Origin of the sequence: Legionella rubrilucens, assembly GCF_001468125.1 — a bacterium.
GTDB lineage: Bacteria > Pseudomonadota > Gammaproteobacteria > Legionellales > Legionellaceae > Legionella_C > Legionella_C rubrilucens.
In genome coordinates, this window is the sequence record NZ_LNYT01000003.1 from 29,661 (window position 1) to 49,407 (window position 19,747).

The following is a 19,747-nucleotide window of genomic DNA, read 5'->3' on the forward strand; positions in this document are numbered from 1 at the left end:
GCGTCAGGAATGCGTTTCACAAAACGCGATAAACTGTTCCGCTGACAGCGCTTTTGAAAACAACCAGCCTTGCCCGAATTCAACGTGACGATGGACAAGGTAATCGACCTGCTCAGGCTTTTCGATTCCTTCAGCGACGACCGCGAGATTTAAGGTTTTTGCCATTTCAATGATGTGCGGTGTGACGCTGCTTGAGGCGGCGTCAATGCCAATGGTATCAATGAATGATTTATCGATTTTCAAGATGTCCAGCGGAAAGTTCTGCAGGTAGGACAGGCTTGAATAACCAGTACCAAAATCATCAATTGCCACAATGTACCCGGCTTCTCTGGCGCGTGTTAAGGTCTCTTTGGCCGACTGAGCCTCAAGAAAACCGCGTTCGGTGGCTTCAAGCCATATCTGACTCGGTTGGATGCCGGTGCCTTTCAGTTTGTTGTGAAGCACATCCAGAATACGCCCGCTTTGAATATCGCGCGGACTTAGATTGATGGACATGTGCAGTGACGGATGAGCAGATAAAAAGGGCCCGAGCTCTTCGATGATGGCTTCAATGATTTTATCCGTAATGCCTAAAATTAAGCCGCTGTCTTCGGCCTGAGGGATAAAAAGATAGGGTTTAACCATCCAGCCGTCAGGACGCCGCCATCGGGCCAGGGCTTCAGCGCCTATGCATTGCCCGGTTTTTAAGTCAACGATGGGTTGGTAATGGGCAATTAATTCATGATTTTCAATGGCGACCGCGAGTTCACCGAGCAGGGAAAGCCGCTGGCGGGAATAGTAAACAACCATGCCAATCACAAACAGCGCAATCAGCAACCCGAAGGGAAGAAAAAACAGTTGCGTCTGCTTGAAATTGTCATAAACGCGGGATTTGGGTTCTAGCGAAAACACCAGGAACTGGGTTTTTTGGGCAATTCCGACTAAATAACCTGCCATCGAACCATGGATCTGGTTTTCTTTATACTCGGTCAGCAAGGTTTTAATGAGGGTCGGATCGGGATGATTGAGCTGTCCAAGCACTTGGCCTTTACGGGTCACAATGGCAATCTGAATGTCCGGATCGACGATGACATCAACGAAACGTTGCGGCTCGATGAGGATTTGATAATTTTTATATTTAAGCGCGATGAAATGTTCACGATCATGGAGTGAGGATTGGGCGTCAAAAGACGCTTCGACGCCATAGGCGGTAACGTAATCGGCAGTAAATTTACTTAATTTGCCCTGCACCGGTCCCCAGGTCGTGCATATCAGCCTGTCCTGCTTAAAATAACCCACTTCTTCAATGACGCGATTATCCAGTGTTATTTTACGCATTAAATTAATATGAGCCGGCGAGCAGGCCCTCTTGACCGGGGTATTGGCCAGTGATTGCAATGCGCTGTTGGCTTGAACAAAGGTAATGAAGGCACGGGTTAAGGCACGTTGGCTGATGTCAGCCAGGTAGTCTTTCTCGAGTTGTACCGCGCGGATAAAGGATAAATAAAAAGCAGCGCCAAGAGGCAGGATCGCCCCGACCAAGGCGAGTAAAATAGCCAGAGTTATCACACCAGTGCGACGCAATCGATCATCCTTGTCCAAGACGCCACTTTAATAATTATACAAAATTTTACCAGAGACGGCGCGATTTACGGTGATCAGTTTGCGAATTATTGGCTGTCAAGTCTGTTTTTTTATTAAAAATTTGATAGGATAGGTATCTTCCTGCTGGATTCATACTTTGCCACAACCTGTGGATATTTTTTTTGACCACTCCGTTTTTTTTAATCGCCGTCTTTGTTAACACCCTTCAAAACCTAAAGCCCGTATGACTTTTTAAGTCAATGTTCTTTTTGTTTCATAAAAAGTCTTATCCACAAAATCTGTGGATAAGTCTGTGCATACACTGCAAAAAATCCCAAAATACAACCCCGTTTCCAATTGCTCAAATCTTTCTCACGGGGGTTACGCGTCGTGAATGCCAATGTAGACGGCGCATTCAAGCGGCCCGGAATAATGCTCAAAATCAACCCGGTAAGTGCGGCGATGGCCTGGATTGGCAGCGAAATAAGCCCAAACGGATTGCCAGGCATGAATGATCGCTTGGGGCATCATCCCTTGACTGGTAAAAACCAGGTAAGAACCCTGAGGCACTGTAATCATGGCAAGCGAGGGATCGGGGGATGGGTTGTCTGAAAGGGCAACCCCCGCCGTCACTGTGTAGGCGCCATTGACGTCGGACTCGTAATCGGAATACACCCCGTAAATGCCGGCATGAGTTGGTTTAACCCAGGCTTGTTGATGCAGCTGTTGCCACAAGGCAGGCAGTTTCGCAGTGAAGGGATTGAATTCGTTGGCATTGTCGGTGCGAACCGACAGGCCAACGATATGAAATTCATTGACAGTTTGAAGCTTAGGCGTGGCAGGCATCATTCGCCGGTTCCTTGGTTGAGTGGGTTGCCTTATCATACTTCCCTCACGGCGATGATTCCAGGGTTACTTTCAACCGGGTTTGGTTTTCAATTCCATTGACAGGTTCTCGTCTTCCTGGACCTTTTTTTCCGGAGTCCTGTCTTCGGGTAGTGCAGGCGCGGGGGTAAAGAATTCGCTTGAGGTCTGCGTGCGGCTGGTATAAATTTTTCTCAATTTATCAAAAGCCTTATCGTGAAGCTTGGCAATTTTCGCTGGATTGTCGACAGTGGCTACGAAGGAGAAAATATGGCCGATGATTTCATTAGAGAAAATACTCAATGGGCTGTCTTTCTGGGCCTGCCCCTGCAGGATAACTAAAAAATTGACCACCGTTTCCAAAGGAAGCCGGCAAAGCCTGTCAATTTCCTGTTGTTCTTCGGGGATGGTCTTTAGCCCCAATATCCAGATGCAATGAGAAGGGGAGTAATTGGCCTTCGATCCCGTCAATAAACATGGCGAGATCCTTTTTGGTGAATTTATTTCCAATCAGGCTAAGCCTCAAGCCATTGGGTAATTGATTGGCTATCAGCGCCAAAGTCTCAGGGGCTTCTGGCCGATGTTGTTTTGATTGAGGATCAGCGTTAAATTCGCCGGACATTTTTCTGATTGCAGGGCGGTCCACAGTGCTTTAAGCGCATCATCGTCCAGGCGATTTTTACTGAGATCGATGCAGGTGCCCCGATGCACCTTCCCTGAAGACAGCGCCTTAGCCAACGCATTGATTCCTTCGGCATTGATTTCGTTATCTTTGACATTCAGTGTTAAAATCGGGGCGTCGGGTTTCGTCAACAGGGTTGAAAAAGCATGAAGACCATCGGAGGCCAGGTGATTTCCTTCAAGATCAAGACTTAACTGATGTTGGGAGTCAAGTTTTTCGAGCGATTGGGCCATTGCCCGGCTGCTTCGTGAGGTCAAGCCATTAAAACTCAGGATAATGGTTTGTTTTTTAGGGTAATTCGGGCTGTCAAACGCCTCGAAAAGCTTGATGGCGACTTCGTCTCTTAGGTGGGTTCGGCTTAAATTCAGCGTGAGATTTTCAGGTGCTTTGGACAAGACGGTTTTTAATTGGGTTGCCTCCGCGAGAGAAACAGGGGAGCCGGCCAAATCAAGGGTGAAGTCCCGGGGGCATTTTCCTGAGGCAACGACTGACGCCAGAGGGGCTAAGCTGTGAAAGGTGTTGTTTCCAAGTTTTAATGTGAGAGAAGCTGGAAAGTGTTTCAGGTAGGTAGCTAATGAAGCAATGGCGCTGTCACCCAGTTTATTGGAGCTGAGATCAATAACAACCGGCGATGAAAAAGAGGCTTTGGAGAGGGCGAGCCATAATGCCTGGATTCCCTGCATGGAAAATTGGTTACCGCTTAAATTATACGTGATGGTTTGGCCGTTGTCTGACGAACGCAACTCTTTTACAAGGATTTGCAGATCCTCGTCGTTGAGTTTCTGATTGCTGCAATCAATGATACCATTGGATGGAAATTTGCCTGCACGGATGGATTTAATGAGCGAACTAAGAAAAGGCTTCATCATATCTCCTGTCAAATTATGAGATTAGTATAATCTAAAAAAAGCCGATTGCATAAAAAATAACCATATAGTGTCTTGGGTCCTATCTCGGTAATGCTTAAATCAACTGAAGTGATGCTGCACTGACGAACACATCAGCTGTTGACTCTGTTTTTTCTTGCTTAAGAAAAAAATCAGTTTTGTTCTGTGCCCGTTTCCGGTAAACACCCGCCAATTGTTGGGCGGCCAACCGGTGGAGTTTAAATACACTCGCTGGGTTTTCATGCGCCATACAGTCTGAAAAAATGGCTGTGATGATTTCAACCGGTAAACGTGACAGCGCATGATCCTGTGCATACCCCTGGAGGATAGTTAAAAAAGCCAAGGCACGGTGGAAAGAGGCCTGCGTCAACTGATGGAGTTCGACCTGTTCCGGCGAGTTGGGATTGTTACTTAAAAGAAAACGGCACCCGACAGGGAGTCCTTTTTTCCTTAATCCGTCAAGCAATGCCCTGTTGTCTTCTGCGGTGAAGCGGTTGCTGCTTAAATCAAGAGTCAATCCATTCGGAAATTGTTCAACCTGATTAAGGAGACTTTGCAGGCTATCCCCGGTTAAACCGTTTTCACTTAAATTCAGGGTCAAACGGGAAGGGCAGGTTTCGGAGGTTAACGCCTGCCACAGCGCAGCCACATCGCTGTCTTTTAATTTATTTTTAGCGAGGTTAATCACCGTGCCGTTTGGTATTTTTTCGGTTGAAAGGGCGTGGGCTAAGGTTTTGACGCTTAACAGGGCGAGTTGATTGTTTTTAAAATTAAGTGTCAGGGGCGGGCAGGATTTGAGCTTTAAAATTTGCCAAAAAGCAGTGGTGCTGTGAGAGGTGAGATTGTTGCCTGCCAGGCTTAAAGAGAGGCGGTGTTCGGGCTTCGCCTGGGTGAGCGTTGCGGCAAGGCTTTGCGCGCCCGCGTCAGTCAGGCCGTTAAAATCAAGAATAAGGGTTTGCCTTAAGGGGTAACCGTTGGCTTGAAACGAGGCAGCCAGAGCAATCGCGCCATCATCCCGAATGCTGTTGCTGCTCAGGTTAAGGGTTAAGTCATTGGTCAGGAACGGTAAGGTTTTAGCGAGCTTCTCCATGCTTTTTAAGGTAAGCCCATTGAAGCTGGCAATCAGCGTCCATTGTTCGGGGCCAGAAGCCAGCTTTTCAGCGATTTGCGTCATGCCGGCATCCTTCATGTTGGTGCTTTTTAAGCTAAGCGTCAATCGATTCGGCCAACGTTTCGACTCCAGCGAGTGGGCGAAATGGGTGGCGGCGGTTTCTGAGAAAGCGCGGTTCCCTTCGAAATCCAGGGTTAAATCAGCCGGGCAGTGGCCTGAGGCCAGCGCGTCGGCAATAAATTGGGCGCCATTAGCCGAAAAACAGTTATAGCCGAGCTTTAAGGTCACTAACGGTGGAAAACGACCGCTTGTCAGGGCCCGGGCTAAACAGTGAAGCGCATCATCGTTCAGTTGATTATAGGACAGATCAAAAACCAGAGGGGATGAAAAAGTCTTTGTCGTTAAGGCATCACAAAGCGCGTTAATACCTCCCGCGGTGAACGCATTATGGCTTAGATTGTAAGTGACGGCTTCACCGTGTGGAGGTGAGCTTAAAACCTGTGCCAGTGCGCCAATCTCGCTGTCGCCAAGCACACGATAACTCAAATCAATCCGGTAATCTTCAGGAAAATTTCCTTTTTTAAGTTGGTCGATTTGACCTGCGACAAAGGGATGCATAGTGGACTCCTGCCAGTAAGGTTGGTCGAAAATTGTACCACAAACGGCTTAATGTGGACACACAAAGCACTAAAAAAACAAAGAATAAACAAATTGGCTATACTTTTTGTACACGGATGAAGGAAAGGTAGGAAGCCATGTACATGCCCGAGCACGACAGCACGTTCGCGCGTGCTTTATTAATGGAGTCATCCCGTTCTTCCCAGGTCAAGGGCACCTTGGCTTTTGTTGCTGTCCAATTGTCCGATAAAGTATTAGCCCCCATCATTGGTAAATTGAAAGAAGGCTCGGTATTAACAGAAGAAGAAAACCAGACCATTGAATTTCTCGCCACCGAACATTCCAAAGACGGGATGCAATGGGGGGGAGCCATGCCTGAATTGACCAAAGGCGAGATTATGGGGTCAAGGGCTAAAAAGCTGGAATTGTTAGAGATTCTGGCCACTCGGCTGAGTGGCGAGTACATCACCGATGTGGATGACGAGGAAAAACTCGCCGGGGTGATGAAGGCCATGACAGACTGCAGTTTCTGCTATGTCGAAAAATTAAATAGCCTGCACTCGGAAAATTTCAACAAAATTAAAAGCAATATCTTCCCAACACCTGAAGAATTAGCCATCCGTGTGACGCGAAAGGAAGTGGGGCAGAAAGATCAAATTGCCACAACCTTTGGTATAGGAAGAGAATTGGGAGTTGACCTGGTGCCCAAAGAGGATCCTATTCTCCCTGGTTATGAAAGAACACACATTGCGGGAAAATCAGCGTTTGCCGGTGCTGACACGATGTTACGAATTCAGGTGTTGCTGAAATCCTATCAGGATGTCAAGGAGCGGCATGACAAGCTTGAAGTGGAAATAGAAGCCCAATCGCTTCTCCAGGACACTTCTGGAATGGAAGCAAGGCTTGCCGAGCTTAAAAAAGAGATGAAAACCCTAGGCGACAAACTGACCTTTTATCGCGTGCCGCTGGACAGGCCGGTCAGCCTGGATGAATTGACACCTCCTAAACCCTTTATTGAAACGCTGTCTGAAATGGGCGGAAGCCCCGGTAAACTGCCTTTGGTGGCGACTGCCTCAGGCACCACCGCCCGCACTTTGATTGCTTTGCAGGATATCGGTGCGTTTAACCAGAGTGGTTTTGATCCTTCCATTGCGCAAACGGTGTCCTCCACCCTGTGCAGCACCATCGTTCATGGCGGCCATCATTCCGTCCTGGAGGTAGGAGAAATGTATAATCGCTTATTGGATTATCATGCCATTAACACGATGGAATCAGGCCATCCAATGGATGAGACGACCATGCCTTATTATGAAATCGGCGACTCGTACACCCTGGTGCCTCCAGGTATGCGGGAAGACGTTGGACTCAGGCAGCAATCCCTTCAGTCGATTGGAATGACGAAAGGCTTGAAGTCCCAGCTGACTGATTTTAAACAATCCGAAAACCCCACTCCCAAACCGTCGGGTGGTTATCATTTTTCCTGATTAATCTCCTCTAATCCTTCCCTTCACGGGGAAGGCTTTCTTTTGCTCAGAAAAAACTGGGTGTGTGAGGGGAGGCCTTGCAGTATAATCACGGTTTTATCCCGGAATAGTCATTATGTCCGATCCGACCATTGTCTGTCCTGCCTGCAAAACAGAAATTAAATTAACAGAATCCCTGGCGGCGCCATTGATTGAGTCCACCAAAAGGCAGTTTCAGGAACAGATTGCCCAAAAGGACAGTGAAATAGCCAATCGCGAGCATGTCCTGCATGCGAAAGAAAGAGCGCTCCATAAGGCACAGCAGCATTTGCATGAACAAGTGGATGAGCAGGTTCAAGCCCGGCTGAAAAAAGATCGTGAGGCCATTGTTGAGGAAGAAGCCCGGAAAGCCCGGTTGCTGATTAAGACAGAACTTGAGCAAAAATTAAAAGAGGTGGCTGATTTACAGGAAATCATCAAGGCTCGTGAGGCCAAGTTGGCTGAGGCACAGAGGGTAGAGGCTGAGTTTCTGAAAAAGCAGCGGGAACTCGATGAGGCCAGGCGCGAAGTTGAACTGACCATTGAAAAAGGAATTCATGCGGGGCTTGAGTCCGCCCGGGCGAATGCCATGAAGGAAGCTCAGGATCACTTAAACCTTAAATTGAAAGAAAGGGAACAAACCATTACCTCTATGCAGCGGCAGATTGAGGAGTTAAAGCGAAAAGCCGAGCAGGGATCGCAGCAGTTGCAGGGAGAAGCCCAGGAATTGCTGCTTGAATCGATGTTGCAGGGTAAATTTCCCTTTGATCGCATTGAACCCGTGCCCAAAGGCGAATTTGGCGGTGACCTGTTGCAGCGGGTCGTCAATGGCAGCGGCCAACTGTGCGGCACCATTCTCTGGGAATCAAAACGCACTAAAAACTGGAGCGAGGCCTGGCTTGCCAAATTGCGGGAAGATCAGCGTACAGCCAAGGCTGAGATGGCTGTGTTGGTCAGCCAGACGCTGCCTGCGGCCATTGATACCTTTGATCTGGTAAATGGCATCTGGGTGACCCATCCACGGGCGGCTGTTCCAGTGGCCATGGTGTTAAGGCAGACCCTGCTTGAATTGAATCTGGCGAGAAAATCCTCGGAAGGCCAACTCACCAAAACCGAAATGGTCTATCAGTATTTAACCGGCCCCCGATTTCGTCAGCGGGTTGAGGCCATCGTCGAAGCCTTTTCTTCCATGCAGATCGATTTGGAAAAAGAGCGCAAAGCCATTATGAAACAATGGGCCAAACGAGCTGAACAGATTGAACGGGTTATGACTGCGACAGTCGGGATGTATGGTGATTTACAGGGAATTGCTGGAAGAAACCTGCAGGAAATTGAAGGGCTTGAATTGAAAGTCCTGGGGATGGATGAAGACGATCTCTAAAAAGCGGCAGTCTTTTGCGGCAATAAGGGTTTAAGCGCCTGAGTTTTATCGATATGAATAAGGCAATCGAACTGGTAAGGAAGATGAGTAAAGTAATAGTGGCTTAATCGCTCCATGCCGGGCCGATAAATAACGCCGATGGCACGTTGCAGCCGCGGCAGTTGCAGATAATGCACCAGTTCTTTCGACTCCGCAGGGTAGAGGATAAAATCCCTTGTGTTCAATTGATGGAATAATTGTTCATAGCTGCTGTCTATTCCCGGATTAATGGTCTTGTATTGAGGCATGCCGCCCCATTCCGAGGCGGCGGTGACTGTGCCCTCGTACGTGGAGAAGCCAATGGTATAACTATGAGTGCCGTATTGTTCACGTACCAGTTGGCCGAGATTAATCTCGCCGCGGTCACTCATTTCGGTGGCCCGGGCATCCCCCAGATGAGAATTATGTGCCCAGACAATCATTTTGGCGGGTTTATCAAAACGCGCCTCAAGATGATCGGCCAGCCGATTGAGTGTGGCCATCATGTGCCTGTCGCGTACGTTCCAGGAGGATACGGAATTTTCAAACATGGAACGATAATAGATTTCAGCGTCCTGGATAACGGCGGCATTTTCATTGGCAAAATAGTAATCTTCCTCGGCTTTAAAGCCATCTTTCCTCAGGTATTTCACGGCATTATGCTGCATTTCCAGCAGCACATTGATCGCCTCGTTAATGCAGGGCTTCTTAATACCAAGGTGGGTTAGATAACCGTATGTCTGCGGCTCAACAGCGGTATGATCAAAACAATCGTAACGCGTTTTCGCCCGTTCGGCAGCCTCAGGATCGACTCGTGACAAATAGTCAATGACGGCCTGCATGGAATTGTTGAGGCTGTAGATATCAAGACCATAAAAACCGATTTTATGAGGGGATTCTATCGTATCATTATGGCAGCGCAGCCAGTGAAGAAAGGGAAGCATGGTCTTGTTGCGCCACATCCATACCGGAAAACGCTTAAAACCGTTTAAGGCCGAGGCAGCATCTTCTTGCGGACCATTGCCCTGCAGGTAGGTATGGATACCATGAACATCAGGCCAGTCGGCTTCAATGGCAACCGCCATAAAACCCTTTTCAGTGATGAGTTGCTTTGTAATTTCCATGCGGATCTGATAAAACTCTTCTGTTCCATGAGTGGCTTCACCTATTAAGACAAAGCGTTTGTCGCCTATCTTTTCAAGCACAGAGGCATAAGCGTTGTCTTTGACATGCGCCAGGGGCTCAATGTGATGATTCAGGCAATCAATGAACTTGTTATAACTTTCCATGGCCGTTATCTCTTTTCCAGAGCGAGGTAGGTTAGAAACCACTCCCTTGCCAGTTCAGCCACATTACTTAAGGTCCCTGGTTCTTCAAAGAGATGCGTAGCCCCCGGGATGATTTTAAGCTTGACTGTACAATTCATTTGCGCCATCGCCATTTGATTCAATTCAATCACCGGCTCATCATGCTCGCCCACAATAAATAACGTAGGGGACAAAACAAAGGGCAGGGCTTCTTTAGCCAAATCAGGCCGCCCCCCGCGTGAAACGACGGCACTGATGGTGTCTCGCTCTTTCGCTGCGGCGATTAAGGCGGCACCGCCGCCGGTACTGGCGCCAAAATAACCGATAGGGAAATTCGGGAATTCGTCTTTAATCCAATCCGTGACTTTAAGCAGTCGTGCGGCAAGAAACGGCAGATTAAAACGGAATTCTTCGGTGGAGGAGTCGATGTTATCCTCAGCGGGCGTCAGTAAATCAAACAGCAGGGTAGCCAGGTTCTCTTTATTTAACACGTGGGCAACGTATTGATTTCTTATACTGTAGCGGCTGCTGCCGCTGCCATGGACAAATAAAATAATGCCCGTCGTGTTTTTGGGGAGATACAATAATCCTGCCAGATCCGCATGCCCACAGGGAATCGTCACCGGATGCTCCATGTCCGTAGCAAACACTGTCATAAATACTCCTTAGGATGAGGCAGTACTTTCCAGGTGTTTAACCTGGGCCATGGCCAGCAATTCAGAGACTTCCTCATCGGTCGTTTGGTCAAAATTGTCATACCATAAGCCAACAGCATAAAAATTCTCGGGTCGAAATGGACAAACCAGTTGGTCAACCAGGGTACTTACTTCCTCACAGGTAGCATAAGCCGCAACAGGTACGGCCACTAGGACGGATGCCGGTTTATGCTGATAAACGCAATTGATCGCCGCCCGCATGGTGGCTCCGGTTGCCATGCCGTCATCGACTAAAATAACGGTTTGGTTTTTTAAGGCTGGAAAGGGGCGTTCGCCGCGATAAGCGGTTTGCCGACGGGCTAATTCTTTTTCTTCGTCCGCCATGACTCGTTTAATCGTCTGATCGTCCAGCGCAAGGCTACGCACAATGTTTTCATTAAAAAATACGGTATTGCCGGATGCGAGCGCACCAAATGCTAATTCTTTATGCCCGGGAACACCGAGCTTTCTAACCAGGAGGATGTCTAAGGGAACCGAGAGCGCCTTGGCAATTGCAAATCCCACCGGCACGCCGCCGCGCGGCAAGGCCAGAACCAGGGTGTTGGGTTTGTTTTTGTAGTCAATCAGGTGTTCGGCTAATATTTTTCCTGCTTCACCTCGATCAGTATATCGTTCCATTCTTCCTCCTTATTCTATGCGTGAATATACTGATGTAATTATTCATTCATGAATCATTTAGATATTATTTTAAGTATAGAACAATGTGGTTTTTGCGATTAATTTTTTATTTAATTATCGTCAATTATTAAGGTTTAATTAACAAAGTTAATCCGATAATGAACTAAAATTAAAAAGTAGGGGTGTTGGATTTTCCAGTGATTCGCCATGAATTAATTGGAGTCCAATTAATCATTAATCTATTTCTAAATCCCCTATAACAAACGAAGTAGGGAGAATAAAATGCATAAAAAATCAAAAAATGTTCAGGATGGGACTAAAAAAAGTAAAATAAAAAACCCTAAACGCTACAGCAGTCTTAAGGCAAGGGAAGAGAAACACCTGGATGAAGAGTTGGCTGAAACCTTTCCTGCGAGCGATCCTGTTACCAAATATTAATCGTGCTCTTGACAGGAGTCTTCAAGGAGCCTGACATGGATAATGGAAGTGGAAAAATAAGTGCGATAATAAACGATGAAAGACAGTTGGAGTTGGTGGCTAACGAATTGCTGGCAAATGCTGTTGCACGCCAAAACTTAAGCGTTCAGGGTTCGCCAACCCAGGTGGCTGAAAAATACGGTGTGCCTTACGTGGCGCCTGAGGTGATTCAAGCCGGACATAATCCGCCAGAAACCGATCCTTATCTTCAGGATGATTTTGGCTGGATTATTGGCTTTTCCTATGGCATTCCCATTTTCGTTTTAGTCGCTATCGGCGTCTTTCTTATTGGCGACATTCATTCCCCCTCTGAAAATATATTTTTTGCAGTGATAGGGGTGGTTTTGGGTGGCATTATAGGTCGATTTATCGCCAAAGGAATTAAAGAAAATCGTAATAAAGGCATTGAAAATCAAGAACGGAAAGGGGGTTTTGTTTTGTGGGTTTCCTATAATGACATAGAGCAAAAAGAAGATATTATTCGTGTGTTAAATCAATGCCATGTAAGGGCTGTACAACGTTAAAAAAAATAACCTGGCTAAATGCCAGGTTATTTTTTAGGTTGAATGGTTTTTTTGTTGCGGTTTATCACTTGGCATACGTCTTTGGCTTCTTTTGCTTGCGGTGATACGTCGCAGATGTTCTTCATTTCCTTTATCTCAGCATGGTCTTTGTTTTTGGTTTTTTTCATGAAAATCTCCTGTTATCGCTTTCTTTAAGTATAAAACAGATTTCAAGTGACCAATTAATGGGCATGATTGCGCGTTTTTTACTATACTTTTTGAGAAATAAAAAACAAGGACATGCAATGAAATCAAGAACGATGGAACCTACCCCTTACGACATCAATCAAATCCGTTCAGAGGCGCAAAAATCCATTAGCGATGGCGCCGTGACAGCGGATTATCCGTTGGATCTGACCATCGCCTGCAAGTTGTTAAATGATGCGCTGGCCACTGAAATTCTTTGTGTGCTCAGGTATCGACATCATCAGATTATTGCTACCGGCATTGATTGTATTCAAGTCGCTGCCGAGTTCGAAGAGCATGCCCTGGAAGAGGAGCAGCATATGTTGATGATTGGCGAGCGCATTAATCAACTCGGCGGCAACCCGGACTTTAATCCCGCGACCATCATGGCGCGCACTGCCACGGAATTTGGGACCGGGATGGATCTTGAAACCCTGATTAAAGAGGATCTGATTGCCGAACGCATTGCCATCATGGTTTACCGGAAGCTGATTGACTGGTTTGGGGACCAGGATCCCACCACTCGCCGCATGCTGGAGCACATCCTTGAGGAGGAGGAAGAACACGCCAACGATCTCGCGGATTTATTGCCTTTAAAAAGCAACTACCGAAATTGATGCGATCGGGCGGCAAACCTATTTTTTACCGGGCAGAAACTGCCCGGTTTCCTGAATTTTAACGACTGCGAAGGCTTTTTTTGCAAACCAGTCCGCGTACTCTTCACAGTTGGGCGTTAAGAAGGCTTTGAAATCCCAGCCTATGTTTTCATTGTGATTAAAGGGCCCCAGTTCAATGCCCCTGTTTTTAGCAAGACCTCGTATCAGCCACTCAACAATCGCTGAATTGCCACGGCCTACCAACTGTCTATGCGCCAGCGAATAGGCAATGCGGCCTGCATTGCTTAAAAAGTCTTGAACAGGCTGCTCGTCTGTCCAGGCAAGGCAGGCCCGCAAATACGGTTCAATCAGTACAAACTGCACGTAAAAGTAGCTTGATTCATTGCGGTAATCGGTTGAAAACGGGGTCATGTGATGATCAATTTGAAGGGTCGTTTTTGCATCGTCTATGCCGTAGTCAGAAAAAATAATGGTCAAATCCGTCGTGTCTTCGATAAAGGGAAGGGTGCTTTTTGCATTCTCGTTATGTTGACGTTTTGCGTCTTCAGGGGTTAACTGGAACTCGATGATGTAAATGGTCCCGCGCTCTTGCGCGCGTTTTTGAATCGTGACACCATCCTGAGGCCTGCTAATTAAATCCATTAACTGTTTATAAATGGTTTCTTTCTGAGTCCGTAAATCCGTCAGCTTAAAATCATCGCTGGCGATAAAACCGGCTTTGTTAAACAAGCCAAACTGATGCCGCAACGGACTGTGTTTTAACAGTTTGGCAATTTCCCGCCGTTTGCTGGCTAAAAACGCATACGCACAGCCCGTTTTAGTCAGCAGAACGTCTTCTGGGCAGCGAATATCACTGCGTAGCGCCGGTTTTTTCTGCGGGTAATCGGGAAGGTGCTGGCTGAGTTCTTCAATGATGGCCTGACTGTGCTGCAGCCAGAGACCCTGTTTATTCAGGTTAAAATCCTGCAATCGATCAGGTGAAGAAGCCAGGTTCGAGCATTCTTTCTTTTCCTGATCAAGGGTTTCCTTAATCTGATTGTTGTCTTCCATACGCTTCTATCCTGCCAACATTTTGTTAAGTATAGGGTGAAAAATAAACAATTGCGGGGAAAATACGTTAGGATAAGAGAAAGATTGCCTCTGCCTTCTTAACTGCTTAAACTTAACTCTTTAATCGCCAGAATAGGATTGTTATGCGCTTTTTTATTGCCATGGGATTGACTGCTTTTATACTGTCTAACCCCGGTTGGGCACAGCCCTCAAGTCCTGTGGAAGCCGACAGGCAGCGAGAAAGCCTGCATTTGGACTGGCGTGATTTAACGGTGTCGCCAACGGAAGATTTTTTTGCCTACGCGAATGGCAATTGGCAAAAAATGAATCCTATCCCGCCGGAATATGCCATGTGGGGCAGTTTCAATATCCTGCAGTTAAAAGTAGAAAAAATCATTCACCAACTGTTGATTAAGGCGGCCAATCAACCCAACCCGGTTCCTGGAAGTATCGAGCAGAAAGCAGGTGATTTTTATTTCAGCGGCATGGATGAACAATCAATCAATGCTCTGGGCGTCAAACCGTTACATCAGGAACTTAAGCGTATTGCGGCGATTACCAATCGAAAGGAGCTTAATGCAGTCATTGCTCACCTTCAAACCATTGGTGTCGATGCCCTGTTTGATTTCTCCAGTATGCAGGACTTTAAAAACAGCGAAGAAATGATTGGTGCAGCTGCCCAGGGCGGATTGGGTTTGCCTAATCGTGATTACTACTTAAAAACCGGTAAGAAATTTGACTCCATCCGTAAGGCTTATGTTGAGCACGTGACAAAGATGTTTTTATTGCTGGGTGATTCACCGCTGCAGGCCAAGCAGGAGGCCGAGACGGTGATGCGTATGGAAACAGTTCTTGCCCGGGCCTCGTTGACGCCGGCACAGCAGCGGGATCCGCATGCCATCTACCACCGCATGAACCGCAAACAGCTTGAGGAGGCGACTCCGCATTTCTCGTGGCCGGCTTATTTTGCCGCCATTGGCAAACCTGAGCTTCAGGAAATTAATCTGGCCATGCCAGGCTTTTTCAAGGCGGCTGATGACCAATTGCGGTCTGTTCCTTTAAACGATTGGAAAACCTATTTGCGTTGGCACCTGGTTGATGCGTTTGCTTCGTATTTATCCGCACCGTTTGTCGATCAGAATTTTCGCATGATGTCTATTTTGACAGGGGCTCAAACGCTTCAGCCGCGATGGAAACGGGTGGTGGCCACTGAGAATGGCGCTTTGGGTTTTGCCATTGGCAAACTGTACGTTGAACAGAATTTCCCGCCTGAGGCCAAAAAAGAAGCCCTGGCCATTTTACACACGGTGCATCAGGCTCTGCGTAAAGACATTGAATCGCTACGCTGGATGGCGCCTGAGACAAAAAAAGCAGCCTTGAAAAAACTGGCTTTAATGGAAGAGCGGGTAGGCTACCCCGACCAATGGTGGGATTATTCCAGTTTGCAGATTGATCGAGGGCCCTATGTGTTAAACGTGATCCGGGCCAATCAATTTTTAATCAAACGGGAGCTGGATAAAATAGGTAAGCCCATTGATCGCAGCGAATGGGCCATGCCGCCGCAAACGGTCAATGCCTATTATGACCCGTCCATGAACAACATCACCATTCCAGCCGGCATCCTGCAGCCGCCGTTTTTTGATCAGTACGCCGCTGCGGCTGTGAATTACGGCGGCATCGGTTTCGTCATGGGCCATGAAATAACGCATGGCTTTGATGATCAGGGGGCGCAATTTGATGGTTACGGTAACCTCAAAACCTGGTGGACAGCTGCTGATCTAAAAAAGTTTAAGGCCGCCACCCAGTGCATTATCGATCAATTTTCCCAATACAGAATTGACGATTTGCCTGTTCAGGGGCAATTGGTTGCCGGTGAGGCCACAGCGGATTTAGGCGGATTGACATTGGCTTATCATGCCTTTTTGAACTCCCCCCAGTATCAGCAGGCATTGGTCATTGACCACCTGACGCCGCCGCAACAATTTTTCCTGGGAGCGGCTCACGTCTGGGCCTCCAATATTCGCCCGGAGCAGGCCCGCCATCTCATCACGATGGATCCGCACCCGCCCATGATTTATCGCGTGAATGGCAGTCTGGCGAATATGACGCCATTTATCACCGCATTTGCCGTGCCGGCGAACAGTCCGATGGTGAATAAAAAACGTTGCCAGGTCTGGTAGGGACATTGAAGCACCCCTCTTCCAACCCTCTCCCCGAAGGGGGAGGGCGTGTGAGGTCAATGGTGCAGAGTGACTCCCTCACTTGCAAATAATCATCCAAGGGCTATGGTTGGTATAAAGGAATTAAATTCCAAGCGATGGGTGCTGACCCCATGAAATGGCCAGGGACGATGCCGTGAGTAAAAAAATTCTGATTTACGCCTTACTGACAGGGCTCTCTGCCACGCTGGTTTTTATGCAGGTCAATCCGTATTGGCTGCCCGGCGTTCTCCTGCTTTGCCTGCTGCTGTCTGATGCTGTAAACCGTACCCCTGCCCCTCGGGGGAATGAAACGAACGGTTTAATGCAGATGCTTTTTTATCAATCACCCTCCATGATTGCCAAAATCGACATGGTAAGCGGCCAGATAATACAAATTAACAGCATGCTTTCCCTGACCCTTCAGGTTGCTCATCCCTATCAGGTTATTGGCCACTCGGTGCACACTCTTTTTCCTAAAGACGAGGAAAAAAAACTGCGCAAGGCCCTGCATACCCTGCAGCGTAAAGGGGTGTTGCATCAGTATGCCGCAGAGGTGGTTACGCTGGACGGTAATAAAATACCGGTGACCGTCGACGGGGTTCTCGCCCATGATGGAGAAAATGAGCAGAATACGGCCTATCTGTACATCACCAACATCAGCAGCATCAAAAAGATTGAATCCAAACTGCAGGCCAACCGTAATCTGCTACAAAGCATCATCGACAATACCCTGGAAGCCGTCATTATCACCAACAAAAGCGGCAAAATCATCGAATGGAATCCCCAGGCGGCAGCATTGGTTGGGCAGGTCAAGAACAATGTCATCAATAAATCGATTTCTCAAGTCATTATAGGTACAGCGGATGCCAGGCTGACGCTGGAAAAAGACATTAATCATTACCTGTCCAATCAAAAAACCAAATACATCGGCAAGCGTGAAACCTTTCACATCATCAATAATCACAATAAAAAAATTCCGGTCGCTTCCTGCTGTTTCCCGGTGACATCCGATGACGGCAGTCCGATTTTTTGTTTTTTCATCCATGATATCAGTGCAGAATTAAAGGCAAGAGAGCAGGAAATGAGGCTTTCCACCATTGTCCGCCAAACCGAAGATGCCGTGGTCTCTCTCGATTCCCGGTTTCATATCGACTCCTGGAACAATGGCGCAGCCCGTATTTTTGGTTTAAACGAAAGTGAGGCGATTTTAAAGCCAATTGGTACCCTGTTAAACCAAACACATGCGGAATTGTTAGCCGACCGGCTTCAACGCCTGATTCAAACCAATGAAAGCCTGCAGTATGAATTTTCCACCAACACGGCGGCTAGTGAACCGAATTATTTCATGGCCAGTCTGAATTTAATCCGTTATGACAAAGACCATTTTGGTATTTCGCTGATTATTCGCGACATCACCGAACTCAAGCGCAATGAAATCAGAATCCGGGAATTAATGGCTGAACTTGAGGCGTCCAATAAGGAATTGCAATCCTTTGCTTACATCGCTTCCCATGACCTGAAAGAACCGTTGCGGGGCATTAAAAATTACGCCATGATCCTTAAAGACGATTATGTGGGGTTGCTTGATGAAGCCGGTGCCGGATTTTTAAACTCCCTGATAAAAAGCTGCGGCCGCCTGGAATTGCTGCTGGAGTCACTTCTTCATTATTCCAAAGTGGGGAACCTCAAGCTCAACCTGCAACCACTGGATGCCCAGCGTGTCATCCATGACGTCAAGGACACCATCCATCACCTGCTGAAGCAAAAAAATGCCATTATCACGGTAGAAGGCCATTTACCACAGGTCATGGCCGACGAGTCGCGGTTAAACGAGGTATTCACCAATTTAATCACCAATGGCTTAAAATACAACGACAAACCTGAACCCTTGATACAAATTGGCTGTGCCCCTGAAAAATCCAATGATGAAAGTGTCTGCTTTTATGTTAAGGACAATGGCATCGGCATCGAGAAGAGTAAAATAGACACGGTGTTTGAAATTTTCCAACGCCTGCACAAAAAGGAAGAATACGGCGGCGGCGCCGGCGCCGGGTTAACGATCACCAAACGCATCATTGAGCGTCATAAAGGATCAATCTGGCTCGAATCAACCCCGGGAGATGGCACCACTTTTTATTTTACACTGTTAAAAAGCGATAACTGCGAGCCCAGGACGGTGAGCACGGGCATTGAATTACTCATTAAATCAGAACAGGACGATGGAAACATTACGAATCGCATTAATTGATGATGAACAATCCATGCATGACATAGTCAGTCATTTTTGCAAAAAGAACACCGACTATGCGATTGATTTGGTTTGGTACGACGAGGTGCCGACTGATTTGACACCCATTAACAAAGACAACTACGCCTTGTTGCTACTGGATTATCACATTAACGATCGCACAGGACTTGAGGTTCTCCAGCAATTAAACGAGAGCCATTCGCCAAATGAGGATGCGTTGGGCTTGCCGGTGATTATGTTATCGAGTTCTAATGACATCCAGATGGCTTCTGAGGCCATTCATTATGGTATCTCGGAATTTATTCCTAAAAAAAATCTGTCGGCCGATCTTTTAAACAGCACCATTAACAATGTCCTCTACAAAAATAATCTTAAATTGCAGCTTTTGGAGACCAATAAAAAGCTTGAAGAAAGCAATCAGATGCTTAAGCTTAAAAGTGAGGAAATCAGCAATTTTTATCAGGTTATTTCCCATGAACTCAAGACCCCGCTGACTTCGACGCTTGAATTTATTCAAATCATGCGCGATGGTTTGGCTGGCGAACTGACTGCGGATCAGAAAGAGTACTTGGACATTTGCCACCGTAATTGCAAACAACTCACACAATACATCAATGATCTGCTGGAAATAGGCCGTATATCCACCGGCAAATACGAGTTAAATTGTGCGCCGGTGACGATTAAATTTGTCGTTGACGAAGCCATCAATACCAGCCGCGTCATTGCCAGCCGTAAAAATATCACGCTGACCTTCGAAACGCAGACTAAGGATTTGCGAATCCTTGTTGATGAAGCGAGAGTATTTCAAGCCCTGTTAATTCTCATTAACAACGCCATTAAATTTTCGCCTGAAAACGAGGTGATTAAAATCCTGCTCTCGGAGGATAGTCAGGCGGGTTTTGTCGAGGTGGCCGTGATTGATCACGGCTGCGGCATTGAAAAAGAACATCAGAAAAAAATATTTGACCGCCTGTTTCAGGCCAATACTCACCCTGTGGGTTCCAATGCCGGTCTGGGATTGGGATTATACATCTGTAAACAGATCATGCAGTTGCATGGCGGGGAAGTCAGCGTCGACAGCCTTCCTGGTAAAGGCAGTCAATTTATACTAAAATTTCCATATCAGCGCTCATAGATG

General features: G+C 47.1%; 18 protein-coding genes. 8 read left to right on the forward strand and 10 right to left on the reverse strand.

The features are described 5' to 3' along the window. Positions 1 to 3: 3 nt before the first annotated feature. From Lrub_RS00745 to Lrub_RS00765, 5 genes are all read right to left on the reverse strand, one after another. Entirely contained in the window at positions 4 to 1,581 is a 1,578-nt protein-coding gene (locus Lrub_RS00745; protein ID WP_202813738.1) for an EAL domain-containing protein, read from the reverse strand. Positions 1,582 to 1,944: 363 nt separating this feature from the next. Beyond that, the gene (locus Lrub_RS00750; protein WP_058530293.1) at positions 1,945 to 2,412 is read right to left on the reverse strand and encodes a GyrI-like domain-containing protein; all 468 of its coding nucleotides are present in this window, start codon (positions 2,410 to 2,412) and stop codon (positions 1,945 to 1,947) included. 69 nt (positions 2,413 to 2,481) lie between these two features. Then, positions 2,482 to 2,898, reverse strand: coding sequence for a hypothetical protein (locus Lrub_RS00755; protein WP_133134060.1), 417 nt, complete (start codon positions 2,896 to 2,898; stop codon positions 2,482 to 2,484). A gap of 78 nt (positions 2,899 to 2,976) precedes the next feature. Then, a complete protein-coding gene (locus Lrub_RS00760) occupies positions 2,977 to 3,975 on the reverse strand; it encodes a leucine-rich repeat domain-containing protein (RefSeq protein WP_058530295.1) in 999 nt (332 codons plus the stop codon). Between the two features lie 97 nt (positions 3,976 to 4,072). Continuing rightward, positions 4,073 to 5,725, reverse strand: a complete 1,653-nt coding sequence (locus Lrub_RS00765) for a leucine-rich repeat domain-containing protein (RefSeq protein ID WP_058530296.1) — start codon at positions 5,723 to 5,725, stop codon at positions 4,073 to 4,075. A gap of 137 nt (positions 5,726 to 5,862) precedes the next feature. On the opposite strand from Lrub_RS00765, the gene Lrub_RS00770 reads away from it, so the two are divergent. After that, positions 5,863 to 7,209, forward strand: coding sequence for a hypothetical protein (locus Lrub_RS00770; RefSeq protein WP_058530297.1), 1,347 nt, complete (start codon positions 5,863 to 5,865; stop codon positions 7,207 to 7,209). A gap of 115 nt (positions 7,210 to 7,324) precedes the next feature. Then, complete coding sequence (locus Lrub_RS00775) at positions 7,325 to 8,608, forward strand: DUF2130 domain-containing protein (RefSeq protein ID WP_058530298.1); 1,284 nt, start codon at positions 7,325 to 7,327, stop codon at positions 8,606 to 8,608. Here the strand turns inward: Lrub_RS00775 and Lrub_RS00780 are convergent. The 3 genes from Lrub_RS00780 to Lrub_RS00790 are packed head-to-tail and all read right to left on the reverse strand — an operon-like array spanning position 8,605 to position 11,267. Then, on the reverse strand, positions 8,605 to 9,915 hold the full coding sequence (locus tag Lrub_RS00780; RefSeq protein ID WP_058530299.1) for an erythromycin esterase family protein: 1,311 nt from the start codon (positions 9,913 to 9,915) through the stop codon (positions 8,605 to 8,607). The two genes, Lrub_RS00775 and Lrub_RS00780, sit on opposite strands and share 4 nt — an antisense overlap. A gap of 5 nt (positions 9,916 to 9,920) precedes the next feature. Further along, positions 9,921 to 10,589 carry a dienelactone hydrolase family protein gene (locus Lrub_RS00785; RefSeq protein WP_058530300.1) on the reverse strand — a complete coding sequence of 223 codons (669 nt, stop codon included), beginning with the start codon at positions 10,587 to 10,589 and terminating at the stop codon, positions 9,921 to 9,923. 9 nt (positions 10,590 to 10,598) lie between these two features. Beyond that, positions 10,599 to 11,267, reverse strand: coding sequence for a phosphoribosyltransferase (locus Lrub_RS00790; protein WP_058530301.1), 669 nt, complete (start codon positions 11,265 to 11,267; stop codon positions 10,599 to 10,601). A 282-nt stretch (positions 11,268 to 11,549) separates the two neighbouring features. Here Lrub_RS00790 and Lrub_RS14930 point away from each other — a divergent pair, with 282 nt between their 5' ends. Then, positions 11,550 to 11,705, forward strand: coding sequence for a hypothetical protein (locus Lrub_RS14930; RefSeq protein ID WP_164480551.1), 156 nt, complete (start codon positions 11,550 to 11,552; stop codon positions 11,703 to 11,705). 35 nt (positions 11,706 to 11,740) lie between these two features. Beyond that, on the forward strand, positions 11,741 to 12,268 hold the full coding sequence (locus tag Lrub_RS00795; protein WP_058530302.1) for a hypothetical protein: 528 nt from the start codon (positions 11,741 to 11,743) through the stop codon (positions 12,266 to 12,268). 26 nt (positions 12,269 to 12,294) lie between these two features. Here Lrub_RS00795 and Lrub_RS14695 read toward each other — a convergent pair whose 3' ends face one another. Beyond that, positions 12,295 to 12,435 (reverse strand): hypothetical protein, encoded by a 141-nt coding sequence (locus Lrub_RS14695; protein ID WP_156413021.1) that lies wholly within the window; start codon positions 12,433 to 12,435, stop codon positions 12,295 to 12,297. 117 nt (positions 12,436 to 12,552) lie between these two features. On the opposite strand from Lrub_RS14695, the gene Lrub_RS00800 reads away from it, so the two are divergent. Next, positions 12,553 to 13,110: a ferritin-like domain-containing protein gene (locus Lrub_RS00800; protein WP_058530303.1), complete on the forward strand. Its 558-nt coding sequence runs from the start codon at positions 12,553 to 12,555 to the stop codon at positions 13,108 to 13,110. An 18-nt stretch (positions 13,111 to 13,128) separates the two neighbouring features. Here Lrub_RS00800 and Lrub_RS00805 read toward each other — a convergent pair whose 3' ends face one another. Next, complete coding sequence (locus Lrub_RS00805) at positions 13,129 to 14,160, reverse strand: hypothetical protein (protein WP_058530304.1); 1,032 nt, start codon at positions 14,158 to 14,160, stop codon at positions 13,129 to 13,131. 143 nt (positions 14,161 to 14,303) lie between these two features. Between Lrub_RS00805 and Lrub_RS00810 the strand changes: the two genes are divergently transcribed. The 3 genes from Lrub_RS00810 (at position 14,304) to Lrub_RS00820 (ending at position 19,744) form a co-directional block, all read left to right on the forward strand. Continuing rightward, complete coding sequence (locus tag Lrub_RS00810) at positions 14,304 to 16,340, forward strand: M13 family metallopeptidase (protein ID WP_058530305.1); 2,037 nt, start codon at positions 14,304 to 14,306, stop codon at positions 16,338 to 16,340. Positions 16,341 to 16,515: 175 nt separating this feature from the next. Next, positions 16,516 to 18,609, forward strand: coding sequence for a PAS domain-containing sensor histidine kinase (locus Lrub_RS00815; RefSeq protein ID WP_162263118.1), 2,094 nt, complete (start codon positions 16,516 to 16,518; stop codon positions 18,607 to 18,609). Next, on the forward strand, positions 18,581 to 19,744 hold the full coding sequence (locus Lrub_RS00820) for a hybrid sensor histidine kinase/response regulator (protein WP_058530307.1): 1,164 nt from the start codon (positions 18,581 to 18,583) through the stop codon (positions 19,742 to 19,744). Before Lrub_RS00815 ends, Lrub_RS00820 begins: the two co-directional genes overlap by 29 nt. Positions 19,745 to 19,747: the final 3 nt, after the last annotated feature.